General features: G+C 43.6%; 24 protein-coding genes. 12 read left to right on the top strand and 12 right to left on the bottom strand.

What is annotated here, in order from left to right:
- Positions 1-3: 3 nt before the first annotated feature.
- From nrfD to C3B73_RS09065, 3 genes are read right to left on the bottom strand one after another with little or no spacing between them, the layout of a single operon-like run.
- A complete protein-coding gene (gene nrfD, locus C3B73_RS09075; protein ID WP_103665282.1) occupies positions 4-1,431 on the bottom strand; it encodes an NrfD/PsrC family molybdoenzyme membrane anchor subunit in 1,428 nt (475 codons plus the stop codon).
- Between the two features lie 27 nt (positions 1,432-1,458).
- Positions 1,459-4,581 carry a TAT-variant-translocated molybdopterin oxidoreductase gene (locus tag C3B73_RS09070; protein ID WP_232803114.1) on the bottom strand — a complete coding sequence of 1,041 codons (3,123 nt, stop codon included), beginning with the start codon at positions 4,579-4,581 and terminating at the stop codon, positions 1,459-1,461.
- Entirely contained in the window at positions 4,547-5,191 is a 645-nt protein-coding gene (locus C3B73_RS09065; RefSeq protein WP_103665281.1) for a cytochrome c3 family protein, read from the bottom strand. The genes C3B73_RS09070 and C3B73_RS09065 overlap by 35 nt, the downstream gene beginning before the upstream one ends.
- Positions 5,192-5,474: 283 nt before the next feature.
- Here C3B73_RS09065 and C3B73_RS09060 point away from each other — a divergent pair, with 283 nt between their 5' ends.
- On the top strand, positions 5,475-6,044 hold the full coding sequence (locus C3B73_RS09060; RefSeq protein WP_103665280.1) for a DUF420 domain-containing protein: 570 nt from the start codon (positions 5,475-5,477) through the stop codon (positions 6,042-6,044).
- Positions 6,045-6,149: 105 nt separating this feature from the next.
- Here the strand turns inward: C3B73_RS09060 and C3B73_RS09055 are convergent, their stop codons facing one another.
- A complete protein-coding gene (locus C3B73_RS09055) occupies positions 6,150-6,938 on the bottom strand; it encodes a sulfite exporter TauE/SafE family protein (RefSeq protein ID WP_103665279.1) in 789 nt (262 codons plus the stop codon).
- Positions 6,939-7,083: 145 nt separating this feature from the next.
- Positions 7,084-8,331 (bottom strand): Nramp family divalent metal transporter, encoded by a 1,248-nt coding sequence (locus C3B73_RS09050; RefSeq protein ID WP_103665278.1) that lies wholly within the window; start codon positions 8,329-8,331, stop codon positions 7,084-7,086.
- Positions 8,332-8,641: 310 nt separating this feature from the next.
- On the opposite strand from C3B73_RS09050, the gene hemN reads away from it, so the two are divergent.
- The 7 genes from hemN (at position 8,642) to C3B73_RS09015 (ending at position 15,427) form a co-directional block, all read left to right on the top strand.
- On the top strand, positions 8,642-9,994 hold the full coding sequence (gene hemN, locus C3B73_RS09045; protein ID WP_103665277.1) for an oxygen-independent coproporphyrinogen III oxidase: 1,353 nt from the start codon (positions 8,642-8,644) through the stop codon (positions 9,992-9,994).
- 88 nt (positions 9,995-10,082) lie between these two features.
- Positions 10,083-10,535, top strand: coding sequence for an RrF2 family transcriptional regulator (locus tag C3B73_RS09040; protein ID WP_103665276.1), 453 nt, complete (start codon positions 10,083-10,085; stop codon positions 10,533-10,535).
- Positions 10,536-10,604: 69 nt separating this feature from the next.
- Positions 10,605-11,300, top strand: a complete 696-nt coding sequence (gene ric / locus C3B73_RS09035; RefSeq protein ID WP_103665275.1) for an iron-sulfur cluster repair di-iron protein — start codon at positions 10,605-10,607, stop codon at positions 11,298-11,300.
- 153 nt (positions 11,301-11,453) lie between these two features.
- The gene (locus C3B73_RS09030; RefSeq protein ID WP_157939462.1) at positions 11,454-13,271 is read left to right on the top strand and encodes a hypothetical protein; all 1,818 of its coding nucleotides are present in this window, start codon (positions 11,454-11,456) and stop codon (positions 13,269-13,271) included.
- Positions 13,272-13,337: 66 nt separating this feature from the next.
- Positions 13,338-14,558 (top strand): hypothetical protein, encoded by a 1,221-nt coding sequence (locus C3B73_RS09025; protein ID WP_103665273.1) that lies wholly within the window; start codon positions 13,338-13,340, stop codon positions 14,556-14,558.
- A 22-nt stretch (positions 14,559-14,580) separates the two neighbouring features.
- Positions 14,581-15,021, top strand: a complete 441-nt coding sequence (locus tag C3B73_RS09020) for a hypothetical protein (protein ID WP_103665272.1) — start codon at positions 14,581-14,583, stop codon at positions 15,019-15,021.
- Positions 15,022-15,097: 76 nt separating this feature from the next.
- Positions 15,098-15,427, top strand: coding sequence for a hypothetical protein (locus C3B73_RS09015; protein WP_157939461.1), 330 nt, complete (start codon positions 15,098-15,100; stop codon positions 15,425-15,427).
- Positions 15,428-15,513: 86 nt separating this feature from the next.
- Here the strand turns inward: C3B73_RS09015 and C3B73_RS09010 are convergent, their stop codons facing one another.
- From C3B73_RS09010 to C3B73_RS08980, 7 genes are all read right to left on the bottom strand, one after another.
- Positions 15,514-15,972, bottom strand: coding sequence for an Hsp20/alpha crystallin family protein (locus tag C3B73_RS09010; protein WP_232803113.1), 459 nt, complete (start codon positions 15,970-15,972; stop codon positions 15,514-15,516).
- Between the two features lie 198 nt (positions 15,973-16,170).
- Positions 16,171-16,557 (bottom strand): DUF302 domain-containing protein, encoded by a 387-nt coding sequence (locus C3B73_RS09005; RefSeq protein ID WP_103665269.1) that lies wholly within the window; start codon positions 16,555-16,557, stop codon positions 16,171-16,173.
- A 56-nt stretch (positions 16,558-16,613) separates the two neighbouring features.
- On the bottom strand, positions 16,614-17,093 hold the full coding sequence (locus C3B73_RS09000) for a Dps family protein (RefSeq protein ID WP_103665268.1): 480 nt from the start codon (positions 17,091-17,093) through the stop codon (positions 16,614-16,616).
- A gap of 17 nt (positions 17,094-17,110) precedes the next feature.
- Positions 17,111-17,563, bottom strand: a complete 453-nt coding sequence (locus C3B73_RS08995; RefSeq protein WP_103665267.1) for an OsmC family protein — start codon at positions 17,561-17,563, stop codon at positions 17,111-17,113.
- Positions 17,560-17,886, bottom strand: coding sequence for a thioredoxin (gene trxA, locus C3B73_RS08990; RefSeq protein WP_103665266.1), 327 nt, complete (start codon positions 17,884-17,886; stop codon positions 17,560-17,562). Before trxA ends, C3B73_RS08995 begins: the two co-directional genes overlap by 4 nt.
- A 5-nt stretch (positions 17,887-17,891) precedes the next feature.
- Positions 17,892-18,152 (bottom strand): hypothetical protein, encoded by a 261-nt coding sequence (locus tag C3B73_RS08985; protein WP_103665265.1) that lies wholly within the window; start codon positions 18,150-18,152, stop codon positions 17,892-17,894.
- Positions 18,153-18,277: 125 nt separating this feature from the next.
- Complete coding sequence (locus C3B73_RS08980; RefSeq protein WP_103665264.1) at positions 18,278-18,883, bottom strand: Crp/Fnr family transcriptional regulator; 606 nt, start codon at positions 18,881-18,883, stop codon at positions 18,278-18,280.
- Between the two features lie 213 nt (positions 18,884-19,096).
- Between C3B73_RS08980 and C3B73_RS08975 the strand changes: the two genes are divergently transcribed.
- The 4 genes from C3B73_RS08975 (at position 19,097) to C3B73_RS08960 (ending at position 22,773) form a co-directional block, all read left to right on the top strand.
- Positions 19,097-19,576: a c-type cytochrome gene (locus C3B73_RS08975; protein ID WP_103665263.1), complete on the top strand. Its 480-nt coding sequence runs from the start codon at positions 19,097-19,099 to the stop codon at positions 19,574-19,576.
- Between the two features lie 54 nt (positions 19,577-19,630).
- Positions 19,631-21,607 (top strand): Sec-dependent nitrous-oxide reductase, encoded by a 1,977-nt coding sequence (nosZ, locus tag C3B73_RS08970; protein ID WP_198597323.1) that lies wholly within the window; start codon positions 19,631-19,633, stop codon positions 21,605-21,607.
- A gap of 78 nt (positions 21,608-21,685) precedes the next feature.
- Positions 21,686-22,255 (top strand): hypothetical protein, encoded by a 570-nt coding sequence (locus tag C3B73_RS08965; protein ID WP_103665261.1) that lies wholly within the window; start codon positions 21,686-21,688, stop codon positions 22,253-22,255.
- Between the two features lie 44 nt (positions 22,256-22,299).
- Positions 22,300-22,773: a nitrous oxide reductase accessory protein NosL gene (locus C3B73_RS08960; RefSeq protein WP_103665260.1), complete on the top strand. Its 474-nt coding sequence runs from the start codon at positions 22,300-22,302 to the stop codon at positions 22,771-22,773.

Raw genomic sequence — 22,773 nt, 5'->3', positions numbered from 1 at the left:
TTCTTAAACCTTCTCAGATTGAGGTTCAGGGACTTCAACTTTAGGGGCAACGTATTCATTGGTTTCCTCATCGTAATTATGAGGATCTGCCAGTGGGATGACTGCTTTAACTTCTGCTAAAGCGATCATTGGTAAAAAGCGCAGGAAGAGAAGGAACATGGTAAAGAATAGACCGAATGTTCCAACATAAGTCATGACATCCCAGATCGTTGGGCTGTAATAATCCCAGCTCGAGGGCAGATAATCGTTTGCCAGTGAGGTCACAGTAATAACAAATCGCTCGAACCACATACCGATGTTCACCACAATAGAGATGAAGAATGTGAATCCGACGCTTCTTCTTAATTTCTTGGACCAGAAGAACTGGGGTGAAAATACATTACAAGTCATCATCGCCCAATATGCCCATGCATATGGTCCGGTCGCTCTTAACATAAAGATCGCTTTCTCATATTCAACGCCACTGTACCAGGCAATAAAGAACTCCATGATATAGGCAAACCCAACCATGGACCCGGTAACAAGGATCACAATATTCATTTTTTCCATGTGATCATCGGTCATAATATCCTTCATTCCGTAAATCTTACGGGCTACGATCATCAGCGTAAGCACCATCGCAAAACCTGAGAAAATAGCACCAGCAACAAAGTATGGAGGGAAAATAGTAGTGTGCCATCCAGGGATCATGGAAACGGCAAAGTCAAAGGATACAATGGTGTGAACCGAAAGTACCAGTGGAGTAGCCAAACCGGCTAAGATCATATAAGCTTTTTCATAGTTCCACCAGTGGCGGTTTGAGCCTGTCCATCCCAGTGAAAAAATACCGTATGCAACTTTTCTGATCTTATCAGTTGCGCGGTCACGGATAGTTGCAAGGTCAGGAACCAATCCAACATACCAGAATAGCAGAGAAACTGTGAAGTAAGTAGATACGGCAAAAACGTCCCACAAGAGAGGGGAGTTGAAGTTTGGCCACATTGCCATTTGGTTAGGAATTGGAAACATCCAGTAGACAACCCAGATACGGCCAACGTGAATAGCCGGAAATACCCCGGCACACATTACGGCAAAGATGGTCATCGCTTCCGCGAAACGGTTAATGGCGGTACGCCAGTCCTGTCGGAAAAGGAAAAGGATCGCTGAGATCAGCGTTCCGGCGTGGCCAATACCAACCCACCATACAAAGTTGATGATCGCCCAACCCCAGCCAACGGGATTGTTAAGGCCCCAGATTCCGGTTCCTTCCCATATCAAATATCCAATGGCAACTACCATTAACATTAGCAGGGCATTGGCTCCCATCATGGCCAGATACCATGCTTTGGGAGTTTCACGTAAATTTATATCAGTAACCAGTCGTGTAAGGCTCGAAAAGTCATGGTCGCCTTTTACAAGAGCGGGTTCCGGTACGTATTGGTATTTACTCATGTTTTGGATGTATTCCTGATTAATATCTTAAGCCAAAGCTGGGTTTGGGTTCGTAAGTTTAGCCATATAGGATGTTCTCGGACGTGTATTCAATTCCTCGAGCATCTGGAAATTTCGTTCGTTGCGCTTCATTCGGGCAACTTCGCTGTTATCGTCGGTCAGATCGCCAAAATAAATGGCATCGGCAGGACATGCTTGCTGACAAGCTGTCTTCACGGTACCATCAGCCGGCTTCGGAGAACCGGTTTCTTTCTTGGCTTCGATCTTGGCACGGTTAACACGCTGTACGCAATACGTACATTTTTCCATCACACCGCGGAAACGAACGGTAACTTCCGGATTCATAGCCATCTGGATGATATCCGGGTCATCGCCCGTAGTTAAATATTCTTTTGGATAGTTGAAGAAGTTGAAACGGCGAACTTTGTACGGACAGTTATTTGCGCAATAACGGGTTCCGATACAACGGTTGTACGTCATTTGGTTCATGCCGTCTTCACTGTGGGTCGTGGCTGCAACAGGGCAAACCTGCTCGCAAGGTGCCAATTCGCAATGCATACATGGCACCGGCTGGTGTACCGCTTGTGGAGAATCAGCATCATCACCGACATAGTATCGGTCATTACGGATCCAATGCATCTCACGGCCACGTTTTACTTCTTTCTTACCGATAACCGGTATGTTATTCTCACTTTGACATGCTATCACACACACCCCGCAACCAAAGCAAGAGTTCAGGTCAATAGCCATTCCCCATTGTGGTTCGTAGTCAGGATAGGTTTGTTCGTCAAAGAGTGAGATAGGTCCATCCGTATCGCCATTTTCTTTCGCTTCAGCCATTCCCGGTACAGGGTAGGTGTGAACCGATTCAAAAGAGGCGAAATCCGGATTCTCTTTATATTCTGAAATGGAAGCCTGACGGTACATATCACGGCCTTCAAGGCTATGATGATCTTGCACACAGGCAATTTCGTAAGTATCGCCGGTGTTAGAAACGTCTGCAGAGGCGTAGAACATCGTATCCGTTCCTCTGAGCGGATAAACATCAACACCGCCGGCGGTATAATCCATATAAGAGTTGGCAACACGGCCAATTCCTTCACGACCATAACCGGTCGTCAGTGTAATAGAATCGTCGGCATGACCCGGTTGTATCCAGGCTGCGATCTTCAGAGACTTTCCATTAAGTGTAATTTCAACAACGTCAGTAATGTCTTTTCCGGCTGTTTGTTCGCTTACACCTAATTTTTCAGCCGTAGCAGGACTCATCAGGGCTACGTTGTCCCAGGTGATCTTGGTCATTGGGTCAGGCAGTTCCTGAAGCCAGCCAAGATTAGCAAAACGTCCATCATATAATGTGGCATCCGGACGAATAACCACTTCCATTCCGGAGGTCGTTGATACATTAGAGGTAGCCTGATTCATTGCAGAGGCAAAACCCGAGGCAATTCTCACATTAGCTGCACTGTAACTATCAGTTGTATCAATACCATCGTGCAGAATGTTGGTCCATCGCGTGTCAAATCCGGAGCTGTAATATCCTTTGAATGTATTTTGAACCAGATCGTAACCGGAGGTCAATTCACCGTTAACAATGGTGTTCAGGAATTCAACTTCGCTCAACCCGTTGTGTAATGGCTGTATCTGAGGCTGAATAACTGAACGGGCACCGCCGTAAGAGTAGCCGTCGCCCCAGGCTTCGAGGAAGTGAGCGCGATTTACGTGCCAGGTAGTCTTCTTGGCGGTTTCGTCAACGTAGTCAGATAGGTTAACAACCGTTTCTACATTTGTAAGTGCGTTTTCAAAATCAAGATCAGCAGGGGCGGTATGAACCGGGTTCACACCAACCATTACAACTGTGTCGATATTTCCGGCTTTCATTTCAGCCACAACATCAGAAAGTGCCTGATGGTTGTTCTGATCATCAAAATGTGGAACCTCAAGATAGTTAACTGTGCTTCCTGCGTTTCCAAGAGCCTGATTGATGGCTGCCACTGCAGCCTGTACTTCAGGTTTGTATTGAGAGCCTACAGAAAGAGCCGATGATCCTGCATTAGAGGTCAATTCGTCAGCCAGTACAGTGATCCACTTGTGATCAAAAAACTGATTAGAATATCCGTTGAATGCACTCAGGCCATTGATTCGTGTTGAAAGAGCCGCTGCAAGTGCATAAGTAAATGCTTCGATCTCGCTGGCTTTGAGTCTGAGTCTGTGATCCGCATAGGAACCGGTCAGAGTAAAGGCATCTTCAACCGCATAAATTCGGTTCATTTCGCCATTAGTATCTGTGACCTTACGTCGGGCAGACACTTGTTTGGCGTATTCCACACTGTTTGGATGCGTGGAAGCCATGAAGTCATCATTCAGAGAAACGATGACATCAGCATTAGTATAATTATAATGTGTTCTTAAGCGGTTACCGAAAGCAATCCGGTTTCCTTCAATAATGTTATCCTCACCAAAAGGCTCGTAAGTTACCCAGGTAGAGTTACTGAACCTGGATCTTACCTGTTCCTTTAAACTGTTGTAAGTAGGAGAGGAGTTGGCTTCCGAAATAAATGCCACTCTTTGGCCGGTATTGGCAAAATGAGAGGCTGCAAATTCAGCAAAATCTTCTTTGGTCGCTTTCTTGCCATTATTTAAAGGAGAACGAGAGCGGTCAGGATCGTAAAGTCCAAGAATAGCCGCCTGATTAAAGATACTGGTTCCACCTTTACTGGCAGGATGAAGGTCATTTCCTTCTAATTTAGTAGGTCTTCCCTCGTGGTTCTCTGCGATCAATCCAACAAGGTTACCCTGAACCGGCATTGCGGTTGCATAATATAAAGGTACACCCGGCACCACATCTTCTGGTTGTTTGGAGTAAGGGAGAATCTTTTGAACCGGACGACGGCAAGCCGCTAATCCGGCAAGTGCCACTGAGGCACCCATTACCCTTAGGAAACCGCGACGGGAAACGCCATCGATTAACTCGGTGGCGTTTTCAGGGAATTCACGCTCAGCAAACTTTTGGTACTCCTTATTGTTTGCTAACTCTTTTAAGCTTTTCCAGTATGTAGTTTGTTTAACTTCTTCGCTCATCTGTTGATCTGTAATTTCTGAATCCTTCACATTATTAATAATGGCAACCCTGGCAGTAGGTTGGAGCATGAATATTTTTCTTGTCTACCAATTCTTTTCCGATCTCAAGCTGATTTTCAACCTGATATCCCATAGTAGTCACTTCATCTACAGGACGGATGTATTTTTCAGGCTCACGGTGGCAATCAAGGCACCAGCCCATACTTAATGGTTCCGTTTGGTATACAACTTCCATCTTGTCAATTCTTCCATGGCAGCTTTCACAGCCAACCCCCACATTTACGTGTGCAGAGTGGTTGAAATACGCATAATCCGCCAGATTGTGGACTCTAACCCATTCAATGGCTTTTCCTGATTGCCAGCTTTCACGTACTAAATCAAGCTTTTCACTGTCAGTCTGGATCTGATTGTGACAGTTCATACAAGTTTGAGTAGCCGGAATGTTGGCTTGTTTGGAATCAAATACGCTGGTGTGACAATATTGGCAATCAAGTCCAAGCTGATCCACATGAAGTTTGTGACTGTATGGAACCGGTTGTTCCGGAGCATAGCCTACATCTGTGTATTCAGGTGAGAAGAAATACCAAACGCCGAATATGATCGCGTTAAGTAAAACAATTAATCCAATTAAGATTTTTCGGGGAACTTGATTTGTCCACTTGGGGAAAATCTGCGCCATAAAGATTGCTTATTTTATGTTTAGGTATAGAGCAAAATGCTCCCATTAAGAAGCCGCGCAAATCTATCAATTTTTTCATTCTAAATTGAACAAAAAGAGGTGATAGCTGATTATTTAAAACTGTTCTAAATAGGAAATACCGCGACTTACAATACACATGTGTAATGTGAAGTCGAAAAGATAGTATACATTTGACAAAAATGCCTCAAAATGAATTGAAAAACTCTGTATTTAGTTTTGTTTGCCTTAACTTTGCCCTATAACCGAATAGAGGATTATCATCATGAGTGAAAATGTAAAATTTCCTGAATCTTCGAAGATCTTAGAGCAGGTCAGTGCGAAAAAAGCGCTTTCCTTTATCATTGGGTTGAGCACAATTGCGATCCTGTTTTTATTCTGGCTGATCTATTTTAACGAGGGAGCCGAGGCTCCGGTAAGCTGGATCGGAAATTTATCAGCCGTTAATGCCGCACTCAATTCTTTGAGTACCGTTTTTCTTTTACTGGCATTCAGGGAGATCAAAAGACGGGATTTTCAAAAGCATATGAAATTCAACCTGGCTGCTTTTGTGACCTCTGCTTTATTTTTGGTGAGCTATGTGGTGTATCATCATTTTGTAGGGGATACCAGGTTTCTGGGGGAAGGACTTATAAGACCGATTTATTTTTTCATCCTGATCAGTCATATTATACTGTCAGTATTTGTGGTGCCCCTGGTGCTTGCAAGCTTTTACTTTGCCTTCAGTGGAAAATTCACCACTCACCGGAAAGTATCCCGCTGGACATTCCCGATCTGGCTCTATGTATCAGTGACCGGGGTGGTGGTCTTCTTTATGCTGAAGATCTGGGGGTGATGAATATCGAATATTGAACAAAGGAACATTCAATGTTGAAGTACAAAGAGTATGAACAAAAGTAACTTCTTAATTCGTAATTCAGAGTTGAATATTCAATATTCCTCAGGCCCCACCCGGGGTTGCTCCACCGGCGATCAGGTAGATACCCAGTGCGATCAATACCAACGCAAGCGATACCTGTAATTTGCTGGCTTTTATTCGTTGTGCGATATACCATCCGGAAATGGTGCCTATTAGTAAAGGTACAGTAAGAAAAAGAGCCAGGTACCAATCCACGGCATCATGGATCATATACCCGACAGTGGCGAATCCCGATATAAATATGGACTGAACCTGGGCAAGTGCCACCGATAGTAACATTGGAACACCGAGGACAACCATCAAAGGTACGGCCAGAACAGGTCCGCCAACGCCTAATAATCCACCGGGCAGGCCAACGGCAAGTCCAACCCCACCAAGCCAAAGTAATCCTCTTGATGAATCCATCTTCAATTTACTATCAGGTTTAAGTTGCTTTTTCTGGCGATAGAGGATCAGGATCCCTGTAAAGAATACAAACAGACCCAATAGTACAGCAAACAGGGATTTATCTAACAACGTATTGATCTGTGCTCCGGCAAATGCTCCGATCACAGAAGTCAAGCTCAGTACACCGGCTGCTTTACCGGCCACATTTCCCTTTAGTTCACCTGATTTTAAATACCCCAGGCTACCCACAATGCCTGTGGCTATGAAGGTGGCACTGGCTGTACCGGCTACTGTGCTTGGGTCGAGTGGAAGCAAGGCAAATAAAGCGATGGTCACAAAGATACCTCCTGGCCCAATGGTTGTTATACAAATACCTCCTACTAATGCGATCACGAGCAGCAGGATCATGATCTCTGTACTCATTGCAGTCATTGCAGTTAAAAAGAGGCTTATATATAAGTACATAAAAGGCAGAGGGTTTTTGGTTTATGTCAGATCGTAAGGTTGCAGATAATTAAAAACAAACACCTGATACCATTGTGGTATCAGGTATAAGATGAAGTTTCGTTTACTGAAACATTCCGCCAAAGATCGCAGAAAGTACGCCCTGGGCTGAATTTATTGCAATGTAAGCCGAAAAAAGTACAAGAGTGACATTGGCAACATTCAGCTTCCATGAGTTGGTGTTGGCTCCCATGAGCTTTTTATCGTTCATCGCCCAGAATAAGAGTGCAGCTGTGATGGGTAAACCAAACACCCCATTATAGGCAGGGAACAGGGTGATCATTTCCACAACACTTAATCCGGTTACTTTTGCTACAAGCGGAGAAAACATTCCAATAAGAATTCCACCTGCAAAGATCATTTTGAACTGCTTGCTGCTTCCTTCCTTGTGGTCAATGTCGAGGGCTTCAAGTATCATATAAGGCACGGTCCACATAATTGGAACGATACTGTTGAAGGCAGCGGCTATCACTCCGATCAGGAAGACGATCATCGCCCATCGCCCCAATACGATCTCAAGGGCTTCACCGGGTGCCACAAAGGTGGATAATTCAGTATATCCGGCAGGTCGTAATACGGCAGCAGATACAATTATAATTGCCACAGTGATCAAACCTCCAACGGTATAACCCATGGTGAGATCAGTTCGCATACTCTTAACGTGCTTGTCACTGTTCCACCCCTTTCTTTTAACAAGAATGGATTCAAGGAAAAAATTTGGCCATAAAGCTGTCGTTCCCAGAATGGCAGCCCCAAGCAGCATGGCTCCTGTGTCAGGAATGGAAGGAATGAAACCCTTTGCAACTTCTACCATATCAGGACCACTAGCCCCGGCTACCACCAGGTAAAGAACCAGAAGCAAAAACATCATTCCGGTCATAACCTTTTCAACATACCCGTAGTGAAGGGTACCAACTATGATGGCAACGATCCCGGTTACGACAGCCAGGGGTTGCCATGCAACGGCACCACCTGTTAGTACCTCAAAGCTCATTCCCACCGCGGCTGTTAATGCCAGGGTCCAGGCAATACACCCAAGTGATAAAAACAAGGCGAGAATAAGAGCTCCATTTTTACCCAGTTTCTTTCGAATGAAGGTCATTAATGTATCACCATAAATACCAAGCCGGGCACTCATATCCTGTGCCATAAAACCAAGCATCACTGCCCCAATAACAGCCCATATTAATATGTATCCGTATTCTACCCCGGCTTGACTTGCAATAAAGATAGAACCACTGCCAAAGTAGCTGGCAACCATGATGAATGACAGTCCATATTTATCAAAGAAGTTTGCGAAAAATTCTTTCATGTATCAGTATTTAAAATTGTTGAATTATATGTGTTTAGAGTGGCTTATGTGAGAGAACAGGCAACTATAATGGTTGGTAAATGAAATAATTATACCGCCTGTACTAAGTAAAGCAATAATAATATTGAGAATAGGCAGAAGTTATTTTACTGCCATGATTAAGCCGCGCTTATGGTAAGCATTTCAGCTGTAAAGTCGAAATAAAAAACATTTATGGAGTTGATCAGAGGGGTATTTGTTGAGGGTATTCAAAGATTCACTAAATCTTAATATAGGTGTGGTATCATGCGAATCTAAACTATGAGGAACGATGGACATTGAGCTGATACGAAAATACAACGTACCGGGGCCGAGATATACCTCTTACCCAACGGTCCCTTTCTGGAATGAGGAGCAATTTACAGCAGCTAAGTGGGAATACACGCTGTTGAGATCCTTTGAAAGCTGGAAAGAAGAGGGGATCTCCTTATATATACACCTGCCTTTCTGTGAAAGCTTATGTACGTTTTGTGGCTGCCATAAAAAGATCACCAAGCGCCATGAGGTTGAAGATCCCTATATCAAAACCGTTCTAAAGGAGTGGGATCTGTATCTGGAGCTGCTTCCTGAAAAACCGAAGATCAAGGAAATTCATTTAGGGGGCGGAACCCCCACTTTCTTCAGCACCGAAAATCTAAAACAGCTCATCAATGGAATACTTGAAGGGGCGGAACTGAAAGAAGATTTCGAATTCAGTTTCGAAGGTCACCCTAATAACACCTCAAAAGAACACCTGCAAACCTTATATGATCTGGGTTTCAGAAGGGTGTCTTACGGAGTGCAGGATTATGATCCTCAGGTTCAGCTGGCGATCAACCGGATACAGCCGTTTGAGAACGTAAAGAAAGTTCATGAATGGTCTAAGGAGATCGGCTATACCTCTGTAAATCATGACCTGGTGTTTGGGTTGCCACATCAAACGCTGCAGGGGATTGAGGAGACCATCAACAAGACGAATGAATTGAAGCCGGATCGGATAGCTTTTTACAGTTATGCGCACGTACCATGGATCAAAGGCAACGGGCAGCGTGGTTTTAATGAAGATGACCTGCCGAAAGATGATGAAAAAAGAGCCCTGTACGAATTGGGTAAGCAGATGTTCTATGATAACGGATATGTTGAGATCGGGATGGATCATTTCGCTTTAAAAACAGACAGCCTGTACAAAGCCATGCAAGATGGAAGTCTGCACAGAAACTTTATGGGTTATACCGCCGGTGCCACAAAGGTGATGATCGGCCTGGGAATGTCTGCAATCAGTGACAGTTGGTTTAGTTTTGCCCAGAATGAAAAACAACTGAAGGATTATGAGGAACGCGTTGAGAGGGGAGAGATCCCGGTATATCGTGGCCATATCCTAAATGAGGAAGACCTGCAGATACGTGAGCAGATCCTGAATGTGATGTGTAATTTTGAAACCGAATTTCACGGTGAAAATGAACAGTTCGACCTAATAAAACACCGGTTGAAAGACCTGCAGAAAGACGGACTCGTTACGATAGACGGGCGTCATGTTTTTGTAACGGAGAAAGGGATTCCATTTGTGAGGAATATCTGCATGGCCTTTGATCTGAAGATGGATCTTTCGCGCCCCAAAGAACGAATGTTCTCGAAAACGGTTTAAAGTTGTAAAATCCACAAAATGAATAATAATACCATGGTATTTTGAGTAATTATGTGTAATTTCAGACAAAGAAGTCTTAAATAAGTTTATGTTACTATCCAAGTCTTGCGTGTACGGTTTACGAGCCTCCTTGTACCTGGCTTCAAAAAGAGGAAATGAATACCATTCCCTGAAAGAGATCAGTGAGGAACTGGAGATCTCCTTTCATTTTTTGACGAAGATCCTTCAGCAATTAACCGCAGATGGGTACGTGGAGTCCTATAAAGGGCCTAACGGCGGGGTAAGGCTTTCATCCAATGGGCAGAATGCCACCTTATTCGACTTGGTTATTGCAATAGATGGTCCCGGTTTATTTACACAATGCGCGCTGGGATTACCCGGTTGTGGATTACAGGAACCTTGTCCCCTGCACGATCATTGGGTGGGAGCCAGAGGTAAGATCGAGAACATGCTGAAACGAATGACGCTGAATGAGATCGCTGAAGAAGGAAAAGAAAAGCATTTCAGATTGACTGCAGAGGGAGAGTTCTCCTGGCAGTAGTAGAGAAAAGTCAGAACTGACAAAAAATTTAATTTTAAATAAGATATAATACTCTTAAAACATAAAACCATGAATAATTTAACACAAAAGCCGGTTGGAGAAATTGTAGCCGAAGATTACAGAACCGCACAGGTGCTCAGGTCGCATGGACTTGATTTCTGCTGTGGCGGAGGTAAGACACTCGGGAAGGCGTGTTCTTCTAAAAAAGTTGACGTCGAAGCTGTTATAAATGAGCTTGAAGCCCTTAAGAATACCGGAGAAACGGAGCATAATTACAACGATTGGTCGCTGGATTTCCTGGCTGATTACATCGAGAACAACCATCACAGTTTTGTACGGAAGATGTTACCTGAACTGGCATTTTATGCTGAGAAGGTATCACGTGTACATGGTGACCGAGATCCGGAACTGAACGAGATCAGGGAATTGGTCTTTGAGCTTAGAGCAGAAATGATGGCTCATTTACAGAAGGAAGAAGAAGACCTGTTTCCTCAGATCAAAGAATTGGTTAGAGAGAATAAAAAAGGATCGGTGAAGGATGCCATCGTCGAAGCCTTAGAAGATGAACATGATAGTGCCGGAGAGATCATGGCGCAGATCGAAGCGTTGACGAATGGATTTAATCCTCCATCAAATGCGTGTTCATCATACCGGGTGTTATTTCAAAACCTACAGGGTTTTCAGGATGATCTTCACAAGCATGTTCACCTGGAGAATAATATTCTGTTTCCAAAAGCACTCAAGCTTGAAAAAAGCTTGAACTAAACTGTCAGTTGGGGCCGGTCATTTCAGCTTTGTTTTGGGGCTGGTGACCGGTTTTTTAAGGTATAAAGATGCTTCATCATACCTTCATATCTAAAGTATATCATAGTTTGGGTTATGGCGTAACGTAATCCGCAATTTCACCTCCAATAATTTATGCAAAACGCACTTCATACATTTTCAATCCCCGTAATGGGGACCGGACACTCTATAGATTCCCCCATCCGTGTGGCACCATACGGTATTAACTCCGTTATCTCCATTGTGGATGACCTATTGGTGGAACGTATCCGGAAACATTACTCTAAAGTATTTGATCTTCCCTATACCAACATTCCCAGAAAAGCCGTGGATGGAAGAGCCAAACGGATCACAGCCTATCTTGATATGGTTCAGGACCTGGTTCAGCAGAAATTTGAGGAGATAAAGGCTCAGCCATTTTTTGAGGACAACGAGAAGGCCAGGTATTTTGAAATGCTTCCTGATTCATCAGATCTGCGAAGACTATACCTGAAGCTGATGGGGACACAGGGTGAAGATGATGCAGACGTACTGTCTGAAAGGCTTACTGAACAGATGAGAATGGGATCCATTGATGTCAATATCATGGCGAAGGTGGATGGTTTCAGTTATACGAATAATGGTCAACCCATGACCTCGGAATTCAGTGATGGCAGTGCGGCTTTACGTGGCTATGCTAACAGTAAGGTTTCTTCAAGTCTGATACTGTCAGCCGGATTTAATCCACGCCTGTATAATTACCTTGCAGAGTTCGAAGATTTTTATCGCGATGTGAAAGGAAATATAAAAAAGAAGATCATTCTTAAGGTGAGTGATTTCAGGTCAGCTTTGATACAGGGTAAATACCTGGCAAAAAAAGGACTGGAGGTGTTTGAGTACCGAATTGAGTCAGGATTGAATTGTGGGGGACATGCCTTTGCCTCCGACGGCTATTTGTTGCCGGCATTACTGAAAGAATTCAAGGAAAAAAGAGAGATGCTGAGTTCTGCTATTCAGCCTTTGATAGAGAGTTTTTATGAAGAAAACCAGGATGGAGGTTTTGATCCATCATGGGATATGAATGAGCCGCGTTTAACGGTTCAGGGCGGAATAGGAACACATGGTGAAGCAGAGCGCCTGCTAAAGGATTTTGATATGGATGCCACGGGATGGGGAAGTCCTTTTCTGATGGTGCCCGAAGCTACCACGGTAGATGAGCCGACTATGAAATTATTACAGGATGCCAAAGAAAAAGATCTTTATCTGAGTGGGGTATCTCCATTGGGGGTGCCGTTCAATAATGTCAGAAACACCGGTTCAGAAAAATGGCACAAAGAACGCATTGAAAAAGGTAAACCTGGATCTCCGTGTCCAAAAGGTTTTCTGGAATCTAATACGGAGTTTACTGAGAACCCGATCTGTACCGCATCCACTCAGTATCAACTATTGAAGATCAATCAGATCAACGAGAGTGATGTCTCTGACGAACAAAAAGAAAAAGCCCGGAATAAAGTACTCGACAAGGCCTGCCTGTGCGATCACCTTGGAAACGGAGCCTTAATAAGCCTGGGAATTCTGAAAGAACACCGGGCTCCTCAGGCTATCTGTCCCGGCCCAAATATTGCCTGGTTCGACCGTCAGTATTCCCTTCGTGAAATGACCGATCATATCTATGGCCGTCTGAATCTGGTGCCGGATGAAAGGCCGCATATGTTTGCCAAAGAAATGATCATGTATGTGGATTACCTGGAGGAACTCATGGATCAATCGGAAGATCCGGTTGCTGACATGAAAAGCCTGACCCGCTTCAAAAATAACCTTGAGAAGGGAATGGCGTATTGTGAGGAAATTGCCACATCTGAACCATATGAAGGTGAAAATCTGAGTTCAATTCTTAGAACGGTGGAAGAACAACAAACCCGACTTCAAAGCATATTTGAAAAATTTGAAGAAAAAGTACTGGTAGCAGGATAATTCTTCATTCATCCTTAATGTTATAAGGATAGGTTTTAAGGAATTTAAAACACTCAAACTCACACAATGAATTCGCTGGCGAAAGATTCTAAGATCTGGCAGTGGGCAATTTTCAGTTTCATCATCGCAGGGCTAACCGGTTTTTTATATCGACTGGGATTTGTGACATCACTGCCTTTTGAGCTGAATCTTGAAAATGTCAGGCACGCTCATTCCCACCTGATGTTTTTTGGGTGGGCTTCGTTACTGCCGCTTTATCTGATCAAGGTTAGGATGGTACCGGGTTATCATGCGGCAATCGGTGTAAAGCTAATGAAAGGGGCGCTATGGAGTGTGTTGGTATTCGGGATACTGTCTTATCCGTTTTTCATGATCTGGGGCTACCGTTCGGTGCCGGTTGGGGAAGCATTTTTACCTCTTTCAACCATCTTGTCCGGGTTGGTGATGATCGGTTGGTATGCATTTATGATTGGGTATATCATCACAAGGGTGAAAAAGAGTGATCACAGTCCGAATGTTTGGTTTGAAGCAGCACTGGTTATGCTCTTCATCAGTTCACTGGGAGCTTGGGGGGTAGGAACCGTTGAAATGTTGGATCTCGGAGGTCCACTGTTCGGTAAAGCCCTCACTCACTTTTTCCTGGCTACATTTGTAGAAGGCTGGGTGGTGCTGGTATTGCTGGGGTTGATCTCAGAATCGCTCAAATTGAATGAAGAGGATTATGTTATCTCTCCAACCATTTTAGCCGGTCTCATTGCCTGTGGAGCTCCGTTAACCTTTCCCTATGGTATTTCAGAGTCGATGATGGATCTGAATTTATCTGTTACAGCAAGAATTGGAGGGATCCTGATTGCAGAAGGTGTCTTACTGTTCCTGTATTCTATTCTTCAGAGAAAAGACAAGATCCAAAAGATCTGGCTTTGGCCACTTGCTTTATTAGCCTTAAAGTCATTAATGCAGCTTATTGCTGCCGTTATGCCTGCCGATCTATGGCTATCGGAACACAGCATCCGTATCCTGTATTTACATGTGTTGCTTCTTGGGAGCTTTACCTTAGGAGTGGTCGCTTACATGTCGCGAGAAGCAGATTTACATCCGGTTTATTTCTATGGTTTAGTACTTTCAGTGATGCTTTTACTCATCAGCCTGATCTGGATGACCAGCCTGTGGCCTCTGTTCTTAAGCGGGGTATGGATCTATACGGCTATGGCAGCTATTGCAATAGTCCCGGTATTTGCTATGTTATGGTTTTGGTTTGGCATCCGCAGGACCATTCAAAAACTTTAGACATGTAACCCACATTGAACTCATGCCGTTAATTACCCGATTATTTATAAAATCAGGCCTGATCTACTTTCTCATATCCTTATCATTTGGGGTCGCTATGCAGATCGATGCATTAGCTCTGGCAGGAATGAGCCCCATATTCTGGCATGCCCTCATGGTTGGATGGATCACTCAGATCATCATTGGAGTATCCACCTGGATGTTTCCCGGTCGCATCAAGGAAGAAAGTTTCCGGAATCAAAAATGGGAGTGGATCGCCTTTGCGGGATTGAATTTGGGTTTGCCTATCAGGTTTATTGCTGAACCGATGGCCTCGGCCTTTGAACCTGATTTTTGGAGCTATCTGTTGATACTTTCTGCGGTTCTGCAATTTATAGGAATACTGAGTTATGTGGCGGGAATCTGGCCAAGGGTTCAATCCAAACAACAGCGCCGCCGACAACGCGCTAAAGCCACATCCTGAGATGCCACTTGTTAGCCGCATACTTATAAAAGCTTCGTTTATATACCTTTCAGTGGGTTTATTATTGGGTGTGTTGATGCTCATAAACAAAGCGGTCTTTATCTCACCGGTGTTTTGGTTTTTAATACCGGCGCATATCGAGGTCATGATCTTTGGGTGGATCATTCAATTCACTCTTGGAGTAGCCTATTGGATCCTCCCACGATATCTGGAGGATAAAGGAAGAGGGTCAAAGCCAATGGCTTACCTGATCCCGATCTTTTTGAATATTGGGATCGTGACCATGGTCTCATCAGATCTGTTAAACTGGAATGGGATGAAATTAACCGGCAGATTGTTTGAGCTAATGGCTGTTCTGACCTTTGTTATTTTACACTGGAAACGGGTAGTTACATACAATAAGTAGGTTCTTTGGAAACGAGTAAAAAATGAAAAAGCCGCGAATATGAAACCCGCGGCTTGTGCTGTTAAGAAGCTATTTTGAGAGTCAAATCAGCTGATCTTGATTTTTTTAGCTGCTTTTTCTTTTACTTTTGGGATGGTAACGTTCAGTACACCATTATCGTAAACAGCCGATATTTTATCCTGATCTACCATATCGTGTGGCAGTGGTAAAGATCTGCTAAATTTACCAAACCGGCTTTCAATACGGTGATAACGTAAACCTTTGTCTTCCTTGTTCATTTTGCGCTCACCACTGATGGTAAGTACACCTGAGTTAAAGCTGATGTCGATGTCATCTTTACTCATTCCGGGAAGGGCAGCAGATACTTCAAATTCTGTATCGGTTTCGTAGACGTTTAACTCGGGCATAAAACCGGAAGTCCTCATTTTAGGCCAGCTGAGTGCGTCTTCAAAGACCTCGTCAATCCAGTCTGAGATCTTTATCGGAGTAGTTGTTGAGTTTTCATTCCAAAGTGTTGGTGTATGAGTATTTGTTCGCATTAACATAGGTTTATCCTCCTTTTAAATAGATTTTATTTAAAGATCATAGGGTGTTACCCAAATCAACACGAAGGTTGACACTCACGTTATTTCAAAATGCGTGCCAATTTCAGATACAAAAAAATCCTGTCTGACATTTTATCCATGTGGATTACAAAATGACAAACAGGATTGTAAAACCGTCATATTTTGAAGGGACGGTCTTTATAGTCGGTCTATGGCTTTTTTCAGCATATCGCGAACGTCAGCAGCCACTTCACCAAGGGCGTCGTTTTCGATGGCCTGCATGGAAGTAACCGGATCAACGGCAGAAACCTCTACCTTCCCATCTTCATGCTCCTGAACGATCACGTTGCAGGGTAGCATCAAGCCTATATGGCCTTCGGCTTGAAGGGCTTTATAAGCGTTTGGTGGATTGCAGGCTCCCAAAATTCGATAATTTCGGAAATCAACATCCAGCTTTTTCTTCAGGGTTGCTTTGATATCGATCTCGGTCAACACACCAAATCCTTCCTCTTTGAGTGCGGCTGTTGTTTTTTCGATGACCTCATCAAAGCCAAGATCTACTGTTTTACTAAAATGGTACGACATAATTTATCCTCGTTTATGAAATTCACATTCTTAAAATACCAAAGAGTGAGATCTTATCACACGTTATGGGCGTATGAAGAATACATCCAAACAAGTTTTTCCTGCTCAGTGATATAATCACTCATCATTGCATTGGTCCCTTCATCGCCGGCTTCGTCCGACAGATCCAGGATCTCACGCTGCAAGGATATTAACGCTTTAAACGAATCAAGAATTTCATCCACGGCCTTATCTCCATCTACCACTTTGCCGCTTTCCTTGATCAACGAATCTGAAGCATATTCAGAATATCGGTGTTCAGGAGTGAAACCGAGTGTCAGAATTCTTTCTGCAACGTCGTCAATTTTCACGAAAAGGTCGTTGTAGAGCTCTTCAAACTTTACATGGAGCTCAAAGAAATTCTTACCTTTGATGTTCCAATGGTAGCCCCGTGTGTTTTGATAAAAAACGGTATAGCTGGCTAATAATACACCAAGTTTATCGGATAATTTTTTTGATTGGTCTTTATCAAGACCAATGTTATTTAGGTTACTCATAATGTTCTTCTCTCTATTTAATTTAATGCCGCTATGGCAATTGTTGGTTCAAGTTTAACCTCAGTTTTAATGGAACGCGTAATGAGGCAGGCTTCTTCCGCCTTTTGTAATATTCTTAACGCTTTGTCTTTTTGGTTATCATCTTGTATAACCAGTTTAGGACTTAATACGATCTCTGTGATCGCAAATTTTCCGGTTTCGTTACTCATAAGTCCGGTAGCCGGAACGGTAAGTTCTTCAAATTTAAGCTTAGAATACTCTGCAATGGCTGTAAAGGTTGTCATGAAGCAACTGCTTACAGAGGCCACAAATAGGTGCTCAGGACTCCAGATCCCTTCAACACCACCGGGAAATTCGGGCGGTGTAGCCACTTCAATGGTGTCGTCAAGCTTATATGAGTTTAACTCACCAATGCGGCCTTCTTTCCATTTAAGGTCCACATCATAAATATGTTCTACGGTCTTACTCATGATTGCTCCAGTTTCTGTTCAATGATCTGTTGCAGCTGTGGCATTTGTACCACGCCCGCTTGTTGCCATAAAAGCTGACCTTTTTTAAACAAGATCAGGTTAGGAATACCACGAACCTGATATCTGATGGCCACATCCGGGTTTTTCTCGGTATCGATCTTAATGATAGTGAGTTTGTCTCCCATAGCACTTTTAAGTTGCTGAAGGATCGGGGTCATCATCTTACAAGGGGCACACCAGTCGGCATAAAAATCTACCAATACGGGGGTGTCTTCGTTTATAATTTCGTTGAACGATTTTTGTTTAGCTTCAGTGCTTTCCATGATGTTTATTTAACCTCAGTGAATTTAATTTCTTTGTCTTGATCAGATCTGTTTTCAGGTTGATTGGTTTGTGGAACTCCACAAGACTGAGACACCATACATCCGGTGTTGGTTACAGCCTGGAAGATGAAAAATCCACTGAACAGACCTGTTACGGCATCCTGATACCATACAGCCATTACGGCTAAAAATATCCCGACGGAGAGGGCTACCCACCGCATAGTATGCCAGTTAGAAAACATGGTTTCTTTATTTATCGAGCTCATAGTTATAGATAGTCTTTTATTATGAAGGATATATTAACCTTTACAGGAGCCAAACTCAGTGACATTTATCACACTAACTATAAGCCCTTCTCTAACCTCGATTTGAAAAGGATTTTCTTAGAGGATTACGATGGAGTGGTAATAGTGATGCGGTTTCTCCCCAGTTCAACGAGTCCTTCACTTTCCATTTGTTTGAGCAGTCTTGAAATGACTTCCCTGGCGGTTCCGAGTTCCTGACCTAATTGCTCGTGGGTCATTTTAATGTCTTTTGAACCGGAGACCTCAGCTTTTTTCTTAAGAAATTGCAGTAACCGCTCATCCATCTTTTTAAAGGCAATGGCATTGACTACATCGAGTAACTCTTCAAAACGTTTGTGATAGATCTGAAACACGTAGTTGAGCCATTTTGGATCCTTACTCATCAGTTCACGCATTTTGCCGATCTGTATAAAAACAACCTCAGTATTTTCCTCAGCCACGGCTTTTACTTTGCTGGTGTCATTATATAAAGCAGCCAAAAACGACATCACACACGTTTCGCCCGGTTGCAGGTAGTACATCACCATTTCCCTGAATTCATCGTCCGATTGCATCACCTTCAGGCTTCCTTTCAACACAATGGGAATAGATTGAATAGGGGCATCTTCACTGACGATCTCATCGCCGGCTTTGAAGGATCGGGTGATCCCATAATTTTTTAAAGAAGAACGGTCTGGCAGCATTTGCTTCATGTAATTTCTGTTTAGTTGAAGTAAACCTACTGAAATTTTTTCATTCCGTTAGGCTTAAAATGGTGATCTAATCTGTTAATTATAACAGGTCTAAATATCTACTTCGCAGGTATTTATCATAAAAATTCACAAATACTTCACATAAAAAAGACAATTTGATCCTAAATAATAAAGACAAAAAAGTCTTTAAACATTAAAACAGGTCAAATCATCATGAAATTATCTAAAATTTTGATCGCTGTAAGTTTGTCTCTCGCATTTATGCTAAGCGGTTGCGGAGGCAGCGGAGATGGCGGCAATCAACAGCAAACACAAGCTCAAAAGCAACAGAACGAAAGCGGATTATCTGATTTCGAAATGGAGCATGGAATAGGTCCGGTCACTGAAACCATCTCATTAGGAGATGAAGTGGATATGGAACTGGCTCAAAAAGGAAAAGAACTGTTCGAACTGAAATGTTCTGCCTGCCACAAAGTGAATGAACGTTATATAGGTCCGGCCATGAATGATGTGCTTGAGCGCCGTTCACCTACCTATGTCATGAATATGATTCTTAATCCGGATGGCATGACCAAGAATCACCCGGAAGCCAAGAAGCTGCTTCAGGAATTTATGAGCCCTATGCCTAATCAGGGGTTATCACAGGAAGAAGCACGAGCTATCGTAGAGTTCTTTGCCTCAGATCTTGAGTGATAGAAATTTTAGAACAAACAACTAACCAACCCACCAATCAAAAACAGGAATACTATGAAAAAACAAACGCATAGTCATCGGTTTTGGATGCTACCTGCTGTGGTACTGTTAAGCGTTACGCTTTTCGGTTGTAATGGCAGTAATGGCAATTTCAGTTCCAATTCTGATGCCGCACAAAAAGTATATGTAGCTCCGGGTGAGCTCGATGAATTCTACGGATTTATGTCCGGAGGGTACAACGGCCAGCTTGGAGTGTATGGACTACCTTCGGGGCGCCACATTTTTACTGTGCCGGTATTTTCGCAGGCAGCCGTAAACGGTTACGGTTACAGTGAAGAAACCAAAGCCATGCTTAACACTTCTCACGGATTTGTACCCTGGGGAGATGCTCACCACCCTGAATTATCTCAGACCAATGGTGAGACTGACGGACGCTGGATCTTTATCAACGAGAATAACACCCCGCGTGTAGCTCGTATCGGTCTGGATGAATTCAAGACTCAGGAGATCATTGAGATCCCCAACTCAGCCGGTAACCACGCTTCTGCGTTTGTAACTCCAAACACAGAGTATGTATCTGCTGCTACGCGTTTCAGTATTCCAATGGATGAGAATATGCAGGGAATGGACGTCTCTATCGATTCTTACAAAGACACCTTCCGTGGTACTATTTCATTCATTAAGGTATCTGATGAAGGTAAAATGAACATCGATTTCCAGATCCTTATGCCTGGTTTTGACTATGACTTGTCTCATTCCGGCAAAGGTCCATCTGATGGCTGGGCATTCTTCACCAGTTACAACAGTGAGCAGGCTCATACTTTACTGGAGATCAATGCTTCCAAAAATGACAAGGATTTCATTGCAGCTATCAACTGGAGAAAAGCAGCTGAGTATGTGAAAGAGGGTAAAGGTACCATGATGCCCGGTAAGCACGTGCGTAACTACATCGACCATGAAGAAGGCGGTATTGCCAAATCAGAGACCATTGATGAAGTACGTGTACTTGACCCCCGCGAACTGGAAGGCATTGTGTACTTCCTGCCAACTCCTAAATCTCCACACGGTGTGGATGTTGACCCAACCGGTCAGTACATCATAGCCGGTGGTAAACTTTCAACTGTTATTCCGGTTCACTCTTTTGATAAGATGATCAACGCTATTGATAGCGAAGATTACGAGGGTGAGGTAATGGGAATTCCGGTACTGAAGTACGACTCCATCCTTCACGGTGAGGTTGAAGATCCCGGTTTAGGACCTCTGCACACCGAATTTGATGGCAAAGGTTTTGCTTACACCACAGCTTTTATTTCATCTGAAGTTGTGAAGTGGGATATCGAGAATACTCAGGTAGTTGACCGAATTGACACGTATTACTCACCGGGTCACCTTATGATCCCGGGTGGTGACAGTCAGAAGCCTGACGGAAAATATCTGGTGGCACTTAACAAGATCACCAAAGACCGTTACTTACCAACCGGTCCTGAAATGTTCCACTCAGCTCAGCTGATCGATATTTCCGGAGACAAGATGCAACTGTTGCTTGATTTCCCAACGGAAGGGGAACCTCACTATGCACAGGGTATCAAGGCCGAAAAAGTGATGGAGCGTCAGAAGCGTTTCTACAAACTTGAAGATAATACGCACCCTTACCGTGCAACCAGTGAAGCTCAAACCAGGATCGAGCGTGATGGCAACGAAGTTCATGTTTACATGACCACGATCCGTAGTCACTTTGCCCCTGATAACATTGAGGGTATCAAAGTAGGTGATAAAGTGTACTTCCACGTTACGAACCTCGAACAGGACTGGGATGTACCACATGGTTTTGCGATCAAAGGAGCAAATAATGCTGAACTATTGATCATGCCGGGTGAAACCTTAACTATGACCTGGGAACCACAACAAGTAGGCGTGTTCCCATTCTACTGTACAGATTTCTGTTCAGCCCTTCACCAGGAAATGCAGGGTTACGTGAGAGTATCGCCTGAAAATTCTGATCCTGAAATTAAATACGGAACTGGTCAATGATGATTTGACCTCCATCATGGTTGGGGAGCTGATACCTCCCCAGCTTTTTCAATTTTTTTATTTAAAAACGAGGTAATTATGAAAACATCACACAAAATATGGATGGCAGTCGCCGCACTTTTATTGATCGGAGTTTACCTCGTTCCTATCTGGAGCATCAGCATGGAAGCTCCACAGTACCCGGAAGGTATTGGAATGAACATCACGGTCAATAACATTGAAGGTAAGCAACCCAATGACCTTAAGAACATAAACGGACTGAACCATTACATTGGGATGAAACCCATTGAGCCCGCATCCATACCCGAACTACAGGTCATGCCTTATATCTTTGCATTTTTGATGGTTACGGGTTTGATCATTGCAGCTACCGGTAAGCGCAAACTCATACTTTTTTGGCTTGGAATTTTCATTCTATTGGCCGTAGCCGGACTGGTTGATTTTTATTTGTGGGGATATGATTACGGACATAATCTGAACCCGGACGCCCCGATCAAAGTACCTGGTATGACCTATCAGCCACCTTTGCTGGGCAGTAAACAGTTGTTGAATATCAATGCGACCTCACTTCCCCATATCGGTTTTTATTTTGCATTACTCTCTATGAGTATAGCCGGTTTGGTTTGGTGGAAAAGTGGGGATAAGTAAACCGCTTTACCCTAAGAGTTTTTATTAATTAATGGAGGTCGGTAATGAAGTTATTTAAACTAACTAAGTATGCATTTTACGCTTTTGCACTGTTGTTTTTGACGGCAGCCTGTAGTCAGGAACCGGTTGAAATTCATTATGCAAGTGATGAATGTGCCCATTGCAAAATGATGATCACAGATGATCAATTTGCCTCTCAACTGGTAACGGACAAAGGGAAAGCCCTGAAGTTCGATGCCATTGAGTGCATGGCTGTCTATCATCGTGAAAATGAGGAAGAGCTGAAAGGGGCCCGGCTTTGGGTCAGTAACTACAACGAACCCGGCACCTGGCTGGATGCTTTTGAAGCTCAGTATGTGAAAAGTGAGGTAGTCAAAAGCCCTATGGGTGAATCACTGTTAGCCCTGCCAGGTAAAGAAGTCGCAGAAGAACATGTTAGTGAAAGACCGGGGCGATTACTGCTCTGGGATGAGGTTGCCCAAACCGAAATGAAAATGGGCATGGGAATGCGCAAATAG

The organism is Gracilimonas amylolytica, assembly GCF_002911695.1.
GTDB classification, from domain to species: Bacteria; Bacteroidota; Rhodothermia; order Balneolales; family Balneolaceae; genus Gracilimonas; species Gracilimonas amylolytica.
The sequence above is the reverse complement of the archived record's forward strand: the minus strand, read 5'-3'. Positions and strand labels throughout refer to the sequence as shown.

What these genes read in the sequence shown, in the direction of transcription:
- C3B73_RS09030 (WP_157939462.1), top strand. Translation starts at nt 11,454, where the DNA reads ATGCAAAACGCACTTCATACATTTTCAATCCCCGTAATGGGGACCGGA.
- C3B73_RS09060 (WP_103665280.1), top strand. Translation starts at nt 5,475, where the DNA reads ATGAGTGAAAATGTAAAATTTCCTGAATCTTCGAAGATCTTAGAGCAG.
- C3B73_RS09005 (WP_103665269.1), bottom strand. Translation starts at nt 16,557, where the DNA reads ATGTCGTACCATTTTAGTAAAACAGTAGATCTTGGCTTTGATGAGGTC.
- hemN (WP_103665277.1), top strand. Translation starts at nt 8,642, where the DNA reads ATGGACATTGAGCTGATACGAAAATACAACGTACCGGGGCCGAGATAT.
- C3B73_RS09015 (WP_157939461.1), top strand. Translation starts at nt 15,098, where the DNA reads ATGCTCATAAACAAAGCGGTCTTTATCTCACCGGTGTTTTGGTTTTTA.
- C3B73_RS09000 (WP_103665268.1), bottom strand. Translation starts at nt 17,093, where the DNA reads ATGAGTAACCTAAATAACATTGGTCTTGATAAAGACCAATCAAAAAAA.
- C3B73_RS09040 (WP_103665276.1), top strand. Translation starts at nt 10,083, where the DNA reads ATGTTACTATCCAAGTCTTGCGTGTACGGTTTACGAGCCTCCTTGTAC.
- C3B73_RS08985 (WP_103665265.1), bottom strand. Translation starts at nt 18,152, where the DNA reads ATGAGCTCGATAAATAAAGAAACCATGTTTTCTAACTGGCATACTATG.
- C3B73_RS09050 (WP_103665278.1), bottom strand. Translation starts at nt 8,331, where the DNA reads ATGAAAGAATTTTTCGCAAACTTCTTTGATAAATATGGACTGTCATTC.
- C3B73_RS08995 (WP_103665267.1), bottom strand. Translation starts at nt 17,563, where the DNA reads ATGAGTAAGACCGTAGAACATATTTATGATGTGGACCTTAAATGGAAA.
- C3B73_RS09025 (WP_103665273.1), top strand. Translation starts at nt 13,338, where the DNA reads ATGAATTCGCTGGCGAAAGATTCTAAGATCTGGCAGTGGGCAATTTTC.
- C3B73_RS09070 (WP_232803114.1), bottom strand. Translation starts at nt 4,581, where the DNA reads ATGCTCCAACCTACTGCCAGGGTTGCCATTATTAATAATGTGAAGGAT.
- ric (WP_103665275.1), top strand. Translation starts at nt 10,605, where the DNA reads ATGAATAATTTAACACAAAAGCCGGTTGGAGAAATTGTAGCCGAAGAT.
- C3B73_RS08975 (WP_103665263.1), top strand. Translation starts at nt 19,097, where the DNA reads ATGAAATTATCTAAAATTTTGATCGCTGTAAGTTTGTCTCTCGCATTT.
- C3B73_RS09010 (WP_232803113.1), bottom strand. Translation starts at nt 15,972, where the DNA reads ATGTTAATGCGAACAAATACTCATACACCAACACTTTGGAATGAAAAC.
- nosZ (WP_198597323.1), top strand. Translation starts at nt 19,631, where the DNA reads ATGAAAAAACAAACGCATAGTCATCGGTTTTGGATGCTACCTGCTGTG.
- C3B73_RS09065 (WP_103665281.1), bottom strand. Translation starts at nt 5,191, where the DNA reads ATGGCGCAGATTTTCCCCAAGTGGACAAATCAAGTTCCCCGAAAAATC.
- C3B73_RS08960 (WP_103665260.1), top strand. Translation starts at nt 22,300, where the DNA reads ATGAAGTTATTTAAACTAACTAAGTATGCATTTTACGCTTTTGCACTG.
- C3B73_RS09020 (WP_103665272.1), top strand. Translation starts at nt 14,581, where the DNA reads ATGCCGTTAATTACCCGATTATTTATAAAATCAGGCCTGATCTACTTT.
- nrfD (WP_103665282.1), bottom strand. Translation starts at nt 1,431, where the DNA reads ATGAGTAAATACCAATACGTACCGGAACCCGCTCTTGTAAAAGGCGAC.
- C3B73_RS09055 (WP_103665279.1), bottom strand. Translation starts at nt 6,938, where the DNA reads ATGAGTACAGAGATCATGATCCTGCTGCTCGTGATCGCATTAGTAGGA.
- C3B73_RS08965 (WP_103665261.1), top strand. Translation starts at nt 21,686, where the DNA reads ATGAAAACATCACACAAAATATGGATGGCAGTCGCCGCACTTTTATTG.
- C3B73_RS08980 (WP_103665264.1), bottom strand. Translation starts at nt 18,883, where the DNA reads ATGAAGCAAATGCTGCCAGACCGTTCTTCTTTAAAAAATTATGGGATC.
- trxA (WP_103665266.1), bottom strand. Translation starts at nt 17,886, where the DNA reads ATGGAAAGCACTGAAGCTAAACAAAAATCGTTCAACGAAATTATAAAC.